Origin of the sequence: Micromonospora sp. DT233, from assembly GCF_049841815.1 — a bacterium.
In the GTDB taxonomy this organism is placed as follows: domain Bacteria; phylum Actinomycetota; class Actinomycetes; order Mycobacteriales; family Micromonosporaceae; genus Micromonospora.
On record NZ_JBNCLB010000001.1, the window covers coordinates 44,570 to 57,147 of the forward strand.

The following is a 12,578-nucleotide window of genomic DNA, read 5'->3' on the forward strand; positions in this document are numbered from 1 at the left end:
TCATCCGACATCCAATGCGAGCAGGTCTTCTTCGGTCTCCCGCCGGACGATCAGGCGGGCCCGGCCGTCGCGCACCGCGACCACCGGGGGCCGGGGCACGTGGTTGTAGTTGCTGGCCAGGCTCCGGCAGTAGGCCCCGGTGCCGGGCACCGCGACAAGATCTCCCGGCTGCACGTCGGCGGGCAGGAATTCATCCTTCACCACCACGTCCCCGGACTCGCAATGCTTTCCCACCACGCGGGCGAGCGTCGGCGGCGCGGCCGACGCCCGGGAGGCCAGCGTCGCCGAGTACGACGCGTCGTAGAGGGCGGGCCGGACGTTGTCGCTCATCCCCCCGTCCACGCTGACGTAGCTGCGCAGCCCGTCCACGTCCTTGACCGTGCCCACCTCGTAGAGGGTGAACACGGCGGGGCCGACGATCGCCCGGCCGGGCTCGACGGAGAGGCGCGGCACGGTCAGCCGCTCGGCGGCGCACTCACCGTCGATGATCTTGCGGAGCCGGTCGGCCAGCTCGTGCGGGGTGGCCGGGTCGTCCTGGCTGGTGTACGCGATGCCGAACCCGCCGCCGAGGTCCAGCTCGGGCAGCTCGACGCCCCGGGCGTCGCGGATCTGCGCCTGCAGGGCCAGCACCCGCCGGGCGGAGACCTCGAAGCCGCTGGTGTCGAAGATCTGCGAGCCGATGTGCGAGTGCAGCCCCCGCAGGTCCAGCACGCCCTCGTCGAGCACCTTGAACGCGGCCGCCGCGGCGGCCCCGCTGGCCAGGGAGAAGCCGAACTTCTGGTCCTCGTGCGCGGTGGCGATGAACTCGTGGGTGTGCGCCTCCACCCCCACGGTGACCCGGACCAGCACCCCGGGACGCACGCCCCGCTCCCGCGCCAGCGCGGTCAGCCGGTCGATCTCGGCGAACGAGTCGACGACGATCCGCCCCACCCCCGCGTCGAGGGCCCGGGTCAGCTCGGCGACGGACTTGTTGTTGCCGTGGAAGCCGATCCGCCCCGGCGGCATCCCCGCCGACAGCGCCACGGCCAGCTCGCCGCCGGTGCAGACGTCCAGGTACAGCCCCTCCTCGGCGATCATCCGCACCACGGCGCGGCAGAGGAACGCCTTGCCCGCGTAGTAGACGTCGGCGTCGGTGAACGCCGCCCGGAACTCCCGGCAGCGCGACCGCAGGTCGTCCTCGTCGAGGACGTACAGCGGGGTGCCGAACTCGGCCGCGAGCTCCGCGACGCCGAGGCGGGCGACGGCGAGCGCGCCGTCGGCGGCCCGGGTGACGGTACGCGGCCAGAGCGCCGGCACCAGGGCGTTGACGTCGGCCGGGGGGCGCAGCCAGGCCGGCCCCCGGTAGCCGATCCCGGCGTGCAGCGCGCCGGCCTCGTGGGAGTGCATTACCGGCGCACGCTTCGTGACTGTCGGATTCGCATGCGACTACATCCGCTCGGGGGCGGAGACGCCGAGCAGCCGCAGGCCGTTGGCGATCACCGTGCGGGTGGCGTCGTTGAGCCAGAGCCTGGCCCGGTGCAGGTCGGTGACCTCCTCGTCGCCGAGCGGCAGGATCCGGCAGTTGTCGTAGAAGCGGTGGTACGCCCCGGCCAGCTCCTCCAGGTACCGGGCGACCCGGTGCGGCTCGCGCAGCTCGGCGGCCGTGGCGACCACGGCGGGGAACTCGGCGAGCGCCTTGAGCAGCTCGTTCTCCTTGTCGTGGCCGAGCAGCTCGGGCCGGAACGCCTCGGCGTCGCCCCGGGTCAGCCCCACCTCGGCGGCGTTGCGGCCCACGTTGGCGGTGCGGGCCGCCGCGTACTGCACGTAGTAGACCGGGTTGTCCCGGGTGGCCCGGGTCCACAGCTCCACGTCGATGTCGATCGGCGAGTCGCTGGAGTAGCGGGCCAGCGCGTACCGGGCGGCGTCCACGCCGATCGCGTCGACCAGGTCCTCCAGCGTGACCATCGTGCCGGCCCGCTTGCTCATCCGCACCGGCTGCCCGTCGCGGACCAGGTTGACCATCTGGCCGATCATGATCTCCAGGTTGGCGTCCGGGTCGTCGCCGAAGCAGGCGGCCATCGCCTTCATCCGGCCGATGTAGCCGTGGTGGTCGGCGCCCAGCATCATCACCACCCGGTCGAAGCCGCGCTCGCGCTTGTCGAGGTAGTACGCGCAGTCGGCGGCGAAGTACGTCCACTCGCCGTTGGACTTGCGCAGCACCCGGTCCTTGTCGTCGCCGAAGTCGCTGGTGCGCAGCCAGATCGCGCCCTCGGCCTCGTAGATGTTGCCCTGCTCGCGCAGCCGGGTCACGGCGTGCTCCAGCTCACCCCGCTCGTGCAGGCCCTTCTCGCTGAAGTAGACGTCGAAGTCCACCCCGAAGTCGCGCAGCGACGACTTGATCTCGTCGATCATCAGGGCCACGCCCTCGACGCGGAACACCTCCTGGGCGGCGGCGTCGTCCAGGCTCGTCACGTCGGGCCGGCGGTCGCGCACCGCGGCGGCGATCTCCGCGACGTACGCCCCGGCGTAGCCGCCCTCGGGAGCGGGCTCGCCCTTCAGCGCGGCGAGCAGGGAGCCGGCGAAGCGGTCGATCTGGGAGCCGGCGTCGTTGACGTAGTACTCCGTGCCGACCTGGGCGCCGGTGGCGCGCAGCAGCCGGCCGAGCGCGTCGCCCAGGGCCGCCCAGCGGACCCCGCCGATGTGCACCGGGCCGGTCGGGTTGGCCGAGACGAACTCCAGGTTGATCTTCTGCCCGGCCAGGGTCGTGCTCCGCCCGTACGCCGGGCCGGCCTCGACGATCGAGCGGGCGAGCTGGCCGGCGGCGGCCGCGTCGAGGCGGATGTTGAGGAAGCCCGGACCGGCGATCTCCACCGACTTGACCCCCGGCGCCCGGCCGAGCTGCTCGGCCAGCGCGGTGGCCAGCTCGCGCGGCGGCACGCCCACCTTCTTGCTGAGCTGCAGGGCGAGCGTCGAGGCGTAGTCACCGTGCTCCGGGTTGCGCGGTCGCTCGACGGCGGTGCGCCCGGGGAGCGCGGCGGGGTCCAGGCCCCGGTCGACGAAGACTGCGTGGGCTGCGGAGAGGACGACCTCGGCCAGTTCTGCGGGAGTCACCGAACCATGTTATCGGGGGTAGACTCGGGCACCCGGCGGCGACCCTGCGCGTGAACACGACCCGCCACTCCCTGACCGACCGACCTGACGAGGCACGATGAGCATCAGCACCCCGGGCGGCCCGGAGCGCCGTCCGACCGTGGTCACCACCGGCAAGAAGCCGGCGGCGGGCCGGCCGGCCTCCGGCACCAAGGCCGGGGACGGCAAGCCCAAGGACGCCCCCCCGCGTCCCACGGCCGGCGGCAAGGGCAAGGGCCCGCGCAAGCCGGTCGCGCCCGTGAAGGTCAGCCAGGGCCGGCCCTGGGGGCCGATCGCGCTCTTCGTCGCGGTCGGCGTCCTCGCCGTCGCGATCATCGGCTACGGCGCGTGGGCCGCGTTCCAGGGCACCAAGCCGTGGGAGGACCGGGCCGCCGACATCGACGGCGTCGTCAACTTCCGCAAACAGGACCCGGAGCTGGTCAAGGGCAGCAACCACCAGCAGGGCGCGATCAAGTACGCGCAGGCCCCGCCGGTGGCCGGCCCGCACAACGCCGCCTGGCAGAACTGCATGGGCGACGTCTACGACGCCCCGATCGCCAACGAGCACGCGGTGCACAGCCTGGAGCACGGCGCGATCTGGATCACCTACCGCCCCGACCTGCCCGCCGACCAGGTGACCAAGCTCAAGGGCAAGGTCCAGGGCCAGGAGAAGATGCTGCTCAGCCCGTACGAGGGGCTGGACAAGCCGGTCGCGCTGCAGGCCTGGGGATACCAGCTCAAGGTCGACAACGCCGACGACGGCCGGATCGACGAGTTCATCAAGACGCTGCGGGTCAACGCCTCGATCGAGGGCCCGACCGCCAACTGCGCCCAGGGCGTCACGGCCACCGGCACCGCGCCGCGTGAGCTCGGCGAGCAGATGCCCCCGCAGTAACACCGACACCGACGACGAGGACCCGCGATGACCGTACCCACGACCCTCGACCGCGACGCGGACGAGGCCCCGGCTCCCGACGAGGGCGGCCGGGGGCCCGCGCGCCGCTTCGGCCTGCTGGCCCTCGCCGCCGCCGTCGTGGTCGGCCTCCTGCTCGGGTACGCGGGCGGCCTGCTCACGCCGAAGCTCACCCGCCCGGGTGACGCCTCGGCGGAGGCGGGCTTCGCCCGGGACATGAGCACCCATCACGCCCAGGCGGTGGAGATGGGGCTGATCGCGTTCCAGCGGGGCACCGACCCCGAGGTGGTCAGCGTCGGCGGCGACATCGCCACCGGCCAGCAGGGCGAGATCGGCACCATGCAGGGCTGGCTGCGCTCGTGGGGCCTCGACCCGACCGGGTCGCAGCCCCGGATGGCGTGGATGCCCGACGGGGAGGCCGCGGTCCGCAACGGGCTGATGCCGGGCATGGCCACCCCGGAGGAGATGGCGAAGCTCCGCGCCGCCCAGGGCCGTGAGTTGGACGTCCTCTTCCTGCAGATGATGGAGCGCCACCACCTCGGCGGCGTCCACATGATCGACGGCATCCTCGACGTCAGCGACGAGGACGACGTGGTCAGGACGGCCCAGACCATGAAGAACACCCAGCAGACGGACCTGACGAACCTCAGGGCCGCCCTGAACCGCCTCAAGGGTTGACCCCGGGCGTCCCCTCCAGCCCACAAGGGTGACGCGGGGCTGCCCGCCAGCCCGCACCGGTGACCCGGGCATCCCGCCAGCCCGCCAGGGTGACCGGGGCATCCCGCCAGGAAGACCGCTCGTCGACTCGCTCGACGGGCGGTCTTCCTGTTCCCGCCGACCTCCCCCTGCTGGACTCCCGCACCCTTCCCTCCCCCTCCCCCCTCTCCCCCCGCAGGGTCAAGATCCGCGCATCTTCGGGGAAAATGCTGACTGAACCCCTGATCGAGCCAGCATTTTCGGGGAAAATGCTCGGATCTTGGCCGCGCGGCGGTCACCCGCCCGCACACCTGCGTCCGGTTTGGTGGTTTTGGGGTGTTTGTCGCAAACCAGAGGTTGATGGAGTTTTCCACCTACATATCGTGACCAGGTGGGATTCGTGCTCGTTGCGTAGGACGTGGGGGTTGCACTCAGAGACGCACGGCGCTCGGTCACCAGTTGGTGCCGACGCCACACCATCGGCGGTGACGGAACGGTGGCAGCCGTCCGTCGCGGACAGCGGCAGGGCGAGCCCGGAACGCTCAGCCGCGAACAGGAACTGGAACTGATCGACGTCCTGCGCGGCGTCCACCCCGACGAGTTCGGCCTGGACGAGGAGCTGTGGAGCCGGCAGAGTCTCACCACGCTGGTCCAGCGCCGCTTCGACCCGACGATGGACGTCGGGGCCGTCGGGGCGTACCTGCGGGCCTGGGGGTTGGGGCCGCGCGAGCCGCGCGAGCGCGCCTGCGGGCTCTGCGTCGGGGCGGTCGAGCGCTGGGTGCGCCTGGACTACCCGGCGATCACCCGGGCCGCCCAGGAGCACCTGGCCGAGGTCTACTGGATCGGCCGGATCCGGCTGCGCGGGACCATGCCGGCGGCCGACGTGATCTCGGCCGTCTCCTCCCGGGGGCGGGTCCGGTTCATGGTGACCACGCCGTCGGTCGACCCGCCGCTGCCCCGGGAGTTCGTGCTGCGGCTCAGCGGGGCCGAGGAGCACCCGGTGCACCTCATCGTCGACGGCTCCTGGCCGAAGAACGAGTGGCCGCGCCGGCTGCCCCGGCGGATCGCCCTGCACCCGCTGCCGAGCTGCGGGCGCGCGGTCGCCGCCTGACACCCTGCGAACGGACGGACGGGGTGCACCGGAGGGCGAACGCGGCACGTCGGCGGCCCCGGGCGAGGCGATCAGCGGATACCGATTCGGCGATCGGCGGGGGCGTTTGCTAGTCTTCTCCAGTCGCTGAGCCCCCGTAGCTCAGGGGATAGAGCACCGCCCTCCGGAGGCGGGGGCGCAGGTTCGAATCCTGCCGGGGGCACTTCACAGAACTCCAGACCAGTAGAAGATCGAAGAATGCCCCGGCCGAGCGGTCGGGGCATTTTTGCGTGGCTCGGCCCACGGGTGCCGAACGCGCCCGGAGCGCGGCAGCAGCGGACACCGCCCCGCGCAGGGCGTCCGGCAGCACGTCCAGCGCTGACCTTGGGGCCGCGCCGACAGAACCCATCTCGTTGACAACCTCACCAGTGTCCCAATACGCTTAACGTATCGGTTAAGTGAGGAGGCTTCGAGTGGCTGGCAGCGACCAGCTCAGCACGATCTTCTCGGCGCTCGCGGACCCGACTCGACGGGCGATCCTCGCCGAGCTGGCCGAACGCGACGCCACGGTCACCGAGCTCACCGCCCCGCTCGCCATCTCGATGCCGGCGGTGTCCCGGCACCTGAAGGTGCTCGAACATGCCGGGCTCATCTCGCGGTCGCGGTCGGGCAAGTGGCGCGCGAGCCGCCTCGAGGCTGCCCCGCTGCGCGAGGCGGCCGACTGGATCGAGCGCTACCGGCGGTTCTGGGACTCGTCCCTCGACCGCCTCGATGCCCACCTCGCCGCGGTGCAGGCCACCGAACGGGCGACGGACCGGATGGCCGAGGACCCCAAGGAGCTCGAATGAACACCGACAAACCGCAGCTCGTCGTCTCGCGCGTCTTCCACGCGCCGCGACAACTCGTCTACCGGGCCTTCACCGATCCCGACCACCTGGCGGCGTGGTGGGGCCCGACCGGCAACTCACTGCCGCGCGACGAGATCGAGTTCGACGTACGCCCCGGCGGCCATCAACGGTGGACGGAGGTCAACGCAGCCGACCCCGGCCTTCGCGTGCGCGTCCACGTCGACCTCACCGACGTCGCCGACGGCGAACTGATCGAAGGCGTCATGCACGTCGGTGGCCGGCTGCAACAGGGCCTCGAACCGTTCCAGACGAGACTCCGGGTCGAGTTCCACGACGAGGCCGACGGACGGACCCGGCTCGAGATCCGCCAGTGGCTCCCCGAACACCTGGCGCAGCCCAGCGGGGCGGGCTGGCACCAGGCGTTCACCAAGCTGGACGCCACGCTGAAGAACGTGATGGCCCACCACCGAGAGGCAGAGGCATGGCAAAGCTGATCTACGTCACGAACGTCTCGCTCGACGGCTACATCGAGGACGAGCACGGCTCCTTCACCCTGTTTCCGCACGACGACGAGGTGTTCGCGTTCACCACCGACCTCCTGCGGTCCGCAGGCACGTTCCTCTACGGGCGGCGACTGTACGAGACGATGGCCGTCTGGGAGACCGACCCCGCCCTGGCCGCCCAGTCCGACCTCACGGCCGAGTTCGCGAAGGTCTGGCACGCGCCGAACAAGGTCGTCTACTCCACCACTCTCGACGCCGTGTCGACCGCCCACACCCGGATCGAACGCCACTTCGACCCCGCCGCCGTACGCCAGCTGAAGGCCACGGCCGACAGCGATCTCACCGTGGGCGGCGCGCACCTCGCGACGCAGGCTCTCCAGGCCGGGCTGGTCGACGAGTGCCACCTGCTCGTCTGGCCCAGGCTCGTCGGCGGGGGCAAGCCGTGGCTGCCGGCCGGCACCCGCGCCGACCTCGAGCTCCTCGACGAGCGCCGGTTCGCCAACGGCGCCGTACACCTGCGCTACGGCCTGCGCGGACAGTGACCGACGACCCGGTCCGGCTCGCCGAAGCGTCGAGCCGGCCGGGTTACTTGGACTCGACGCGGCCCAGCGGGTCCCGGCTCGCCGCGAGCTGCGCCACCTCCGTCGGCCAGGCGGGATCCGCCGGGTCGAGCGCGCTGCGCAGGTACGCGGTGGTGAGCCGCCGCAGCAGCGCCACCCGGCCGGGGTGTTCGTCGGTGGTCTCCGCCGCCTCGTAGCCGGGGATGCCACCGAGGGAGTGCTCCGCGCCGAAGAGGGTGAGCAGGCTCTTCGGTCCGGGGCCGAGCAGGTACGGGTCGGCCGACCAGTCCGGGCCGCGAACGCTCAGCGCGGACTGGTCCCGGTCGCCGGCGACCACCAGCGCCGGGGCCGTCAGGTGCGTGAAGTCGGGGTTGAGGTACGGGAAGTGCTCCCGCGCGAAGGGGGTCAGGTCGTCGCCGCCGGTGCCGGCCGTGGCGAGGAGCACGCCGGCGGAGACGCGCGGGTCGGAGAGGTCCTCGCCCGTGCCCGCCGGTGGGAGGACCCGCAGGCCGAGCAGGATGCCGGCGGTCTGACCGCCGAAGGAGTGCCCGGCGGCGGCGATGCGGCCGTGGTCGATCCCCCGCTCGGCCAGGCCGGGCACGGCGGCGGCCAGCTCGTCGAGGTGGTCCAGGACGCGGGTCATGTCCTCGACCCGCAAGCGCCAGAACCGGCGCGCGCGGGGGTCGTCGGGGGCGAGGCCGAGCGTCCTAGAGTCCAGGTGCGTGGGTTGGACGACGACGAACCCCTGCGCCGCCCAGTGGTCGGCGAGCGGGCCGTAGCCGTCGAGCGACGAGCCGTAGCCGTGGGCGAGGAGGATCACCGGCAGGTTGCCGCCGGTGGTCGGCGCGGAGACTCGCACGTGCAGGTCCGCCCCGCGTCCGGGGGCGGGCAGGACGAGCGGTTTCACCGAGACGATCGGGGTGGCGGCGGGGCCGACGGCGGGGCCGAGCTGAGTCATGGCGGGCTTGTCCCTCGGGGTTCGCGCTGGATGTGGGTGGTACAACACGCAGGGACGGTAGGACCTACCGTCGACGTCAGAGGCAACCGGCTGTGAGGGGGCTCACGTGCGGATCGGGGATCTCGCGGCGCGGGCGGGGGTCAGCGTCCGTGCGCTGCGCTACTACGAGGAGCAGGGGCTGCTCAGCAGCAGCCGCAGCCCCGGCGGGCAGCGCGTCTACGTCGCCGCCGACGTCGAGCGGGTGCAATTCCTGCAACGGCTCTACGCGGCGGGGCTCTCCAGTCGCACGATCGTCGACCTCCTCCCCTGCGTCGACTCCCCGAGCGGGGCCAGCGCCGACGACGCCTGGGCGCGGATGGCCGCCCAACGCGCGCGGCTCGACGAGCACATCGCCGACTTGCTGCGTACGCGCGACGCGCTGGACGAGGTCATCGCCGTGAACCGGCGGGCCCGCGCGTCGATGACCCGCTGAGGCGGAGCCGGGCCGACCACGCTAGGGGTTGATGGGGATGCATGTCTTCTTGCAGACTCGGGCGTGGGGTGGCTCGTTCGCATCGACAGAATGGGGTTCACATGCCTGCGCTTCGTCGGATCTTCGCGGCCACCGTGCTGGCCACGACGGCCTGCGCGACCGTCGTGCTCGGCGCGACGGCGGCGTCCGCCAGCGAGACGAAGACCTTCTCGGGCACCGGGATGAACAACAATCCCTTCACGGCCCTGTACTACGCCGACGCCAACGCGCGCGCCCTGGCCACCGCCGACGGGTTCGACCAGGCCACCCAGTGCGTCGCCGACGGGCACTTCACCACCCGGCATTCCCTGGGCTACTACGTGGTGTACGCGCAGGTCCGCTGCACCCGCTGACCGAGCTGCACCCGGGCCCGGCAGGCACCCGGACCGACCCGCACCACCCGGCACGGCCCGTACGGCGGCCCGGCCTCGGGCGCGGGCTCCCCACGGAGCCCGCGCCCGAACAGTCGGTGCCGCCCCAGAGAGCGGGCCTCAGTTCCCCACGCCGAGGAGGGCCATCATCGGGGCCGGGTAGCGGTCGCCGCGCGCCGCGCCCGCCGGCACCGCCCGCTCGATCGCGGCGAGGTCGTCCGCGTCGAGCTGCACCTCCAGCGCGGGCAGCGCCTCGCCCAACCGCTCCCGGGTACGGGCCCCGACCAGCGGCACGATGTCCTCGCCCTGGGCGGCCACCCAGGCGATGGCCAGCTGCGCGACGGTGCAGCCCTTCGTCTCGGCGACCCGGCGCAGCGCCTCCACCAGGGCGAGGTTGTGCTCCAGGTTCCCGGCCGCGAAGCGTGGGCTCATCGCGCGCATGTCGCCGGGGCCGGCCACCCGGTCGGCGCGCCAGTGCCCGGAGAGCAGGCCCCGGCCCAGCACCCCGTACGCGGTCAGGCCGATGCCCAGCTCCCGCAGGGTGGGCAGCACGTCCGCCTCCACCGCGCGCACCAGCAGCGAGTACTCGATCTGCAGGTCGGCGATCGGGTGCACGGCATGCGCCCGGCGGATCGTCTCGGCGTTGACCTCCGACAGGCCGATGTGCCGCACGTACCCGGCGTCGACCATCTCCTTGATCGCGCCCACCGTCTCCTCGATCGGCACCGCCGGGTCGAGCCGGGCCGGGCGGTAGATGTCGAGGTGGTCGGTGCCGAGCCGGTTCAGCGAGTACGCCAGGAAGTTGCGCACCGCCTCGGGGCGGTTGTCCTGCCCGCCGAACTCGTGGCCGGGCCCGCGCAGCGCCCCGAACTTGACGCTGAGCTGGTAGCTGTCCCGGTCCCGACCGCGCAGCGCCTCGGCCAGCAGCAGCTCGTTGTGGCCCATGGCGTAGAAGTCGCCGGTGTCGATCAGCGTGACGCCGGCCTCCAGCGCGGCGTGCACCGTGGCGATGCTCTCCGCGCGGTCGGCCATGCCGTAGGCGCCGTCCGACATGCCCATCGCGCCCAGGCCGAGCGCGGAGGTGTGCGGTCCGGTGCTGCCCAGGGTTCGTGTCCGCATCGTGTGCTCCTTCGTCGTCGGTGTCGTCACCCACCCTGCGCCGGGCGCGGTACGGCCGGTAGCGGAGCGTTCATCATGGGAGCGCGCCTCCCTGGATCGACCCGGCGACCGCGAGGGAGCATGGCGTCATGCAGCGTGCCGAACTCGCCGACTTCCTGCGCCGCCGCCGCGAGGCGATCCGCCCGGCCGAGGTCGGCATCGCCGGCGGCCCTCGCCGCCGCACCGCCGGGCTGCGCCGCGAGGAGGTGGCCATGCTCGCCGGCATGTCGGTCGACTACGTCGTCCGCCTCGAGCAGGGGCGCAGCAGCCAGCCGTCGACCCAACTGCTCGGCGCGCTGGCTCGGGCGTTGCGGCTGACCGACGACGAGCGCGCCCACCTGTTCCACATGGCCGGCCACCGCCCGCCGCCCGCCGAGGGGCTGGCCCGGCTGGCCCGCGCCGGCCTGGTCCGCATGCTCGACCTGCTCGGCGACACCCCGGCACTGGTCCTGTCCGACCTGGGCGAGGCGCTGGCCCAGAACCGGGCGGCGGTGGTGCTGATGGGCGACTACACCGGGCTGACCGGCGACCGGCGTTACCACGTGTACCGCTGGTTCACCGACCCCGACACCCGCGCCGGCCACCCGCCGGAGGAGCAGCCGCACCAGGCCCGTCGGCTCGTGGCCGACCTGCGCGCGGCGGCCGGCCGGCGCTCGGGTGACCCCGTCGTCGCCGGGCTGGTCGACCGGTTGCGGGCCGCCAGCGCCGAGTTCGACCGGCTCTGGGCCGAGCACGAGGTGGCGGTCCGGCGGTCCGACCGCAAGACCCTGGTGCATCCTCGGGTGGGCCGGGTGGTGCTGGACTGCGAGACCCTGGTGACGCCCGACCAGCGGCAGCAGCTGCTGGTGCTCACCCCGGCCGACGCCGAGGCCCGCGAGCGGCTGGACCTGCTGCGGGTGCTCGGCGTCGAGGAGTTCCCGACGGACGCCACGCCGGCCACGGCCGCCACGGGGGCCACCGACGAGACGGACACCGGAGCACGGTGACGCGGCGGGCGGGTGGCCGCTCAGTCCGCGGCGCGGCGGGCGGGTGGCCGCTCAGTCCGCGGCGCGGCGGGCGCGGGCCCGGCCGGGAACGACACCGGGAGCCCCGGGCGCAACCGAGGGCTGTACCCGGCCACCACGCTCGCCGCGCCGGAACGGGTGGAGTCGACGAAGACCCGGCCGCCCCGGTCGGCGCGGATGAAGGCGGTGGTGGCGAGCGCCGGGTCGAGGCGCTCGGCGCGTACGGCCAGGGCCCGGGTGGCGGCGGCGGCCTCCTCGGCGTCGGTGGCCGGGTCGACCGGGACGAAGACGTGCAGCCCCTTCGCCCCGCTGGTCTTGACCGCCCCGGTGAGCCCGGCGTCGGCGAGCGCCTGCCGGACCAGCCGGGCGGCGGCCACGGCCACGCCGAAGGCGGCCCCCTCCGGCGGGTCGAGGCCCAGCACCAGGTGGGTCGGGTGGCCCGGACGGCCGGCGGTGGTCAGGTCGGGTGGTACTCCACGGCCCGCTGGTTGGCGAACCAGAGCAGCGTGCGCCGGTCGTCGCAGAGGGCGTACGACACCGCGCGGTGCGACGCCTCGGCCCAGACCGCCGCCCGGCGCACCCAGTCCGGCGTGTACTTCGGCAGGTTCTTCTGCATGAACGCCGGTTGCCCGCGCAGCGCCCGCACCACCGACAGCGGCCGGTCGCGCAGCACCGCCACCAGTCGCGGGTGCACCGCGTCGAGGTAGTCGACCAGGTCCCGTTTGGTGGCCCCGGTCCGCGGGGACAACGGTTGGTCGAGGTTGGTCAGCGACACCCCGTCCCGGGTCTGCTCCGCGCCGCTCATCACCCCACCCTGGTCGCCCGGCCGCGCGTCGGCAACCGGAACCGCCGACGCCG

Annotated in this window: 13 protein-coding genes, 1 tRNA gene and 1 pseudogene; 10 read left to right on the top strand and 5 right to left on the bottom strand. The window is 73.2% G+C overall.

Annotated features, from left to right (window positions below; all coding sequences use genetic code 11):
* Nucleotides 1–1,386, bottom strand: a complete 1,386-nt coding sequence (gene lysA, locus ACLQ2V_RS00195; RefSeq protein ID WP_425716279.1) for a diaminopimelate decarboxylase — start codon at nt 1,384–1,386, stop codon at nt 1–3.
* A gap of 39 nt (nt 1,387–1,425) precedes the next feature.
* A complete protein-coding gene (argS, locus tag ACLQ2V_RS00200; protein ID WP_425716280.1) occupies nt 1,426–3,090 on the bottom strand; it encodes an arginine--tRNA ligase in 1,665 nt (554 codons plus the stop codon).
* 97 nt (nt 3,091–3,187) lie between these two features.
* Here argS and ACLQ2V_RS00205 point away from each other — a divergent pair, with 97 nt between their 5' ends.
* From ACLQ2V_RS00205 to ACLQ2V_RS00235, 7 genes are all read left to right on the top strand, one after another.
* Nucleotides 3,188–4,003 (top strand): DUF3105 domain-containing protein, encoded by an 816-nt coding sequence (locus ACLQ2V_RS00205; protein WP_425716281.1) that lies wholly within the window; start codon nt 3,188–3,190, stop codon nt 4,001–4,003.
* A 27-nt stretch (nt 4,004–4,030) separates the two neighbouring features.
* On the top strand, nt 4,031–4,699 hold the full coding sequence (locus ACLQ2V_RS00210) for a DUF305 domain-containing protein (RefSeq protein ID WP_425716282.1): 669 nt from the start codon (nt 4,031–4,033) through the stop codon (nt 4,697–4,699).
* Between the two features lie 436 nt (nt 4,700–5,135).
* A complete protein-coding gene (locus ACLQ2V_RS00215) occupies nt 5,136–5,828 on the top strand; it encodes a winged helix-turn-helix domain-containing protein (protein ID WP_425716283.1) in 693 nt (230 codons plus the stop codon).
* A gap of 130 nt (nt 5,829–5,958) precedes the next feature.
* Nucleotides 5,959–6,030, top strand: a tRNA-Arg gene (locus tag ACLQ2V_RS00220).
* A gap of 250 nt (nt 6,031–6,280) precedes the next feature.
* The gene (locus tag ACLQ2V_RS00225) at nt 6,281–6,655 is read left to right on the top strand and encodes an ArsR/SmtB family transcription factor (RefSeq protein WP_425716284.1); all 375 of its coding nucleotides are present in this window, start codon (nt 6,281–6,283) and stop codon (nt 6,653–6,655) included.
* Complete coding sequence (locus ACLQ2V_RS00230) at nt 6,652–7,149, top strand: SRPBCC family protein (RefSeq protein ID WP_425716285.1); 498 nt, start codon at nt 6,652–6,654, stop codon at nt 7,147–7,149. Before ACLQ2V_RS00225 ends, ACLQ2V_RS00230 begins: the two co-directional genes overlap by 4 nt.
* On the top strand, nt 7,137–7,700 hold the full coding sequence (locus tag ACLQ2V_RS00235) for a dihydrofolate reductase family protein (protein WP_425716286.1): 564 nt from the start codon (nt 7,137–7,139) through the stop codon (nt 7,698–7,700). Before ACLQ2V_RS00230 ends, ACLQ2V_RS00235 begins: the two co-directional genes overlap by 13 nt.
* Nucleotides 7,701–7,743: 43 nt before the next feature.
* On the opposite strand, the gene ACLQ2V_RS00240 is transcribed toward ACLQ2V_RS00235, so the two are convergent.
* A complete protein-coding gene (locus ACLQ2V_RS00240) occupies nt 7,744–8,676 on the bottom strand; it encodes an alpha/beta hydrolase family protein (RefSeq protein WP_425716287.1) in 933 nt (310 codons plus the stop codon).
* Nucleotides 8,677–8,782: 106 nt separating this feature from the next.
* Between ACLQ2V_RS00240 and ACLQ2V_RS00245 the strand changes: the two genes are divergently transcribed.
* Both ACLQ2V_RS00245 and ACLQ2V_RS00250 read left to right on the top strand, forming a co-directional pair.
* Nucleotides 8,783–9,148: a MerR family transcriptional regulator gene (locus tag ACLQ2V_RS00245; protein WP_425716288.1), complete on the top strand. Its 366-nt coding sequence runs from the start codon at nt 8,783–8,785 to the stop codon at nt 9,146–9,148.
* 101 nt (nt 9,149–9,249) lie between these two features.
* Entirely contained in the window at nt 9,250–9,540 is a 291-nt protein-coding gene (locus ACLQ2V_RS00250) for a hypothetical protein (protein ID WP_425716289.1), read from the top strand.
* 138 nt (nt 9,541–9,678) lie between these two features.
* On the opposite strand, the gene ACLQ2V_RS00255 is transcribed toward ACLQ2V_RS00250, so the two are convergent.
* Nucleotides 9,679–10,677 (bottom strand): aldo/keto reductase, encoded by a 999-nt coding sequence (locus ACLQ2V_RS00255; protein WP_425716290.1) that lies wholly within the window; start codon nt 10,675–10,677, stop codon nt 9,679–9,681.
* Between the two features lie 128 nt (nt 10,678–10,805).
* Here ACLQ2V_RS00255 and ACLQ2V_RS00260 point away from each other — a divergent pair, with 128 nt between their 5' ends.
* Entirely contained in the window at nt 10,806–11,702 is an 897-nt protein-coding gene (locus ACLQ2V_RS00260) for a helix-turn-helix transcriptional regulator (protein WP_425716291.1), read from the top strand.
* An 83-nt stretch (nt 11,703–11,785) separates the two neighbouring features.
* Here ACLQ2V_RS00260 and ACLQ2V_RS00265 read toward each other — a convergent pair.
* Nucleotides 11,786–12,525, bottom strand: a pseudogene (locus ACLQ2V_RS00265) (ATP-dependent DNA ligase); the annotation flags it as partial.
* Nucleotides 12,526–12,578 lie beyond the last annotated feature (53 nt).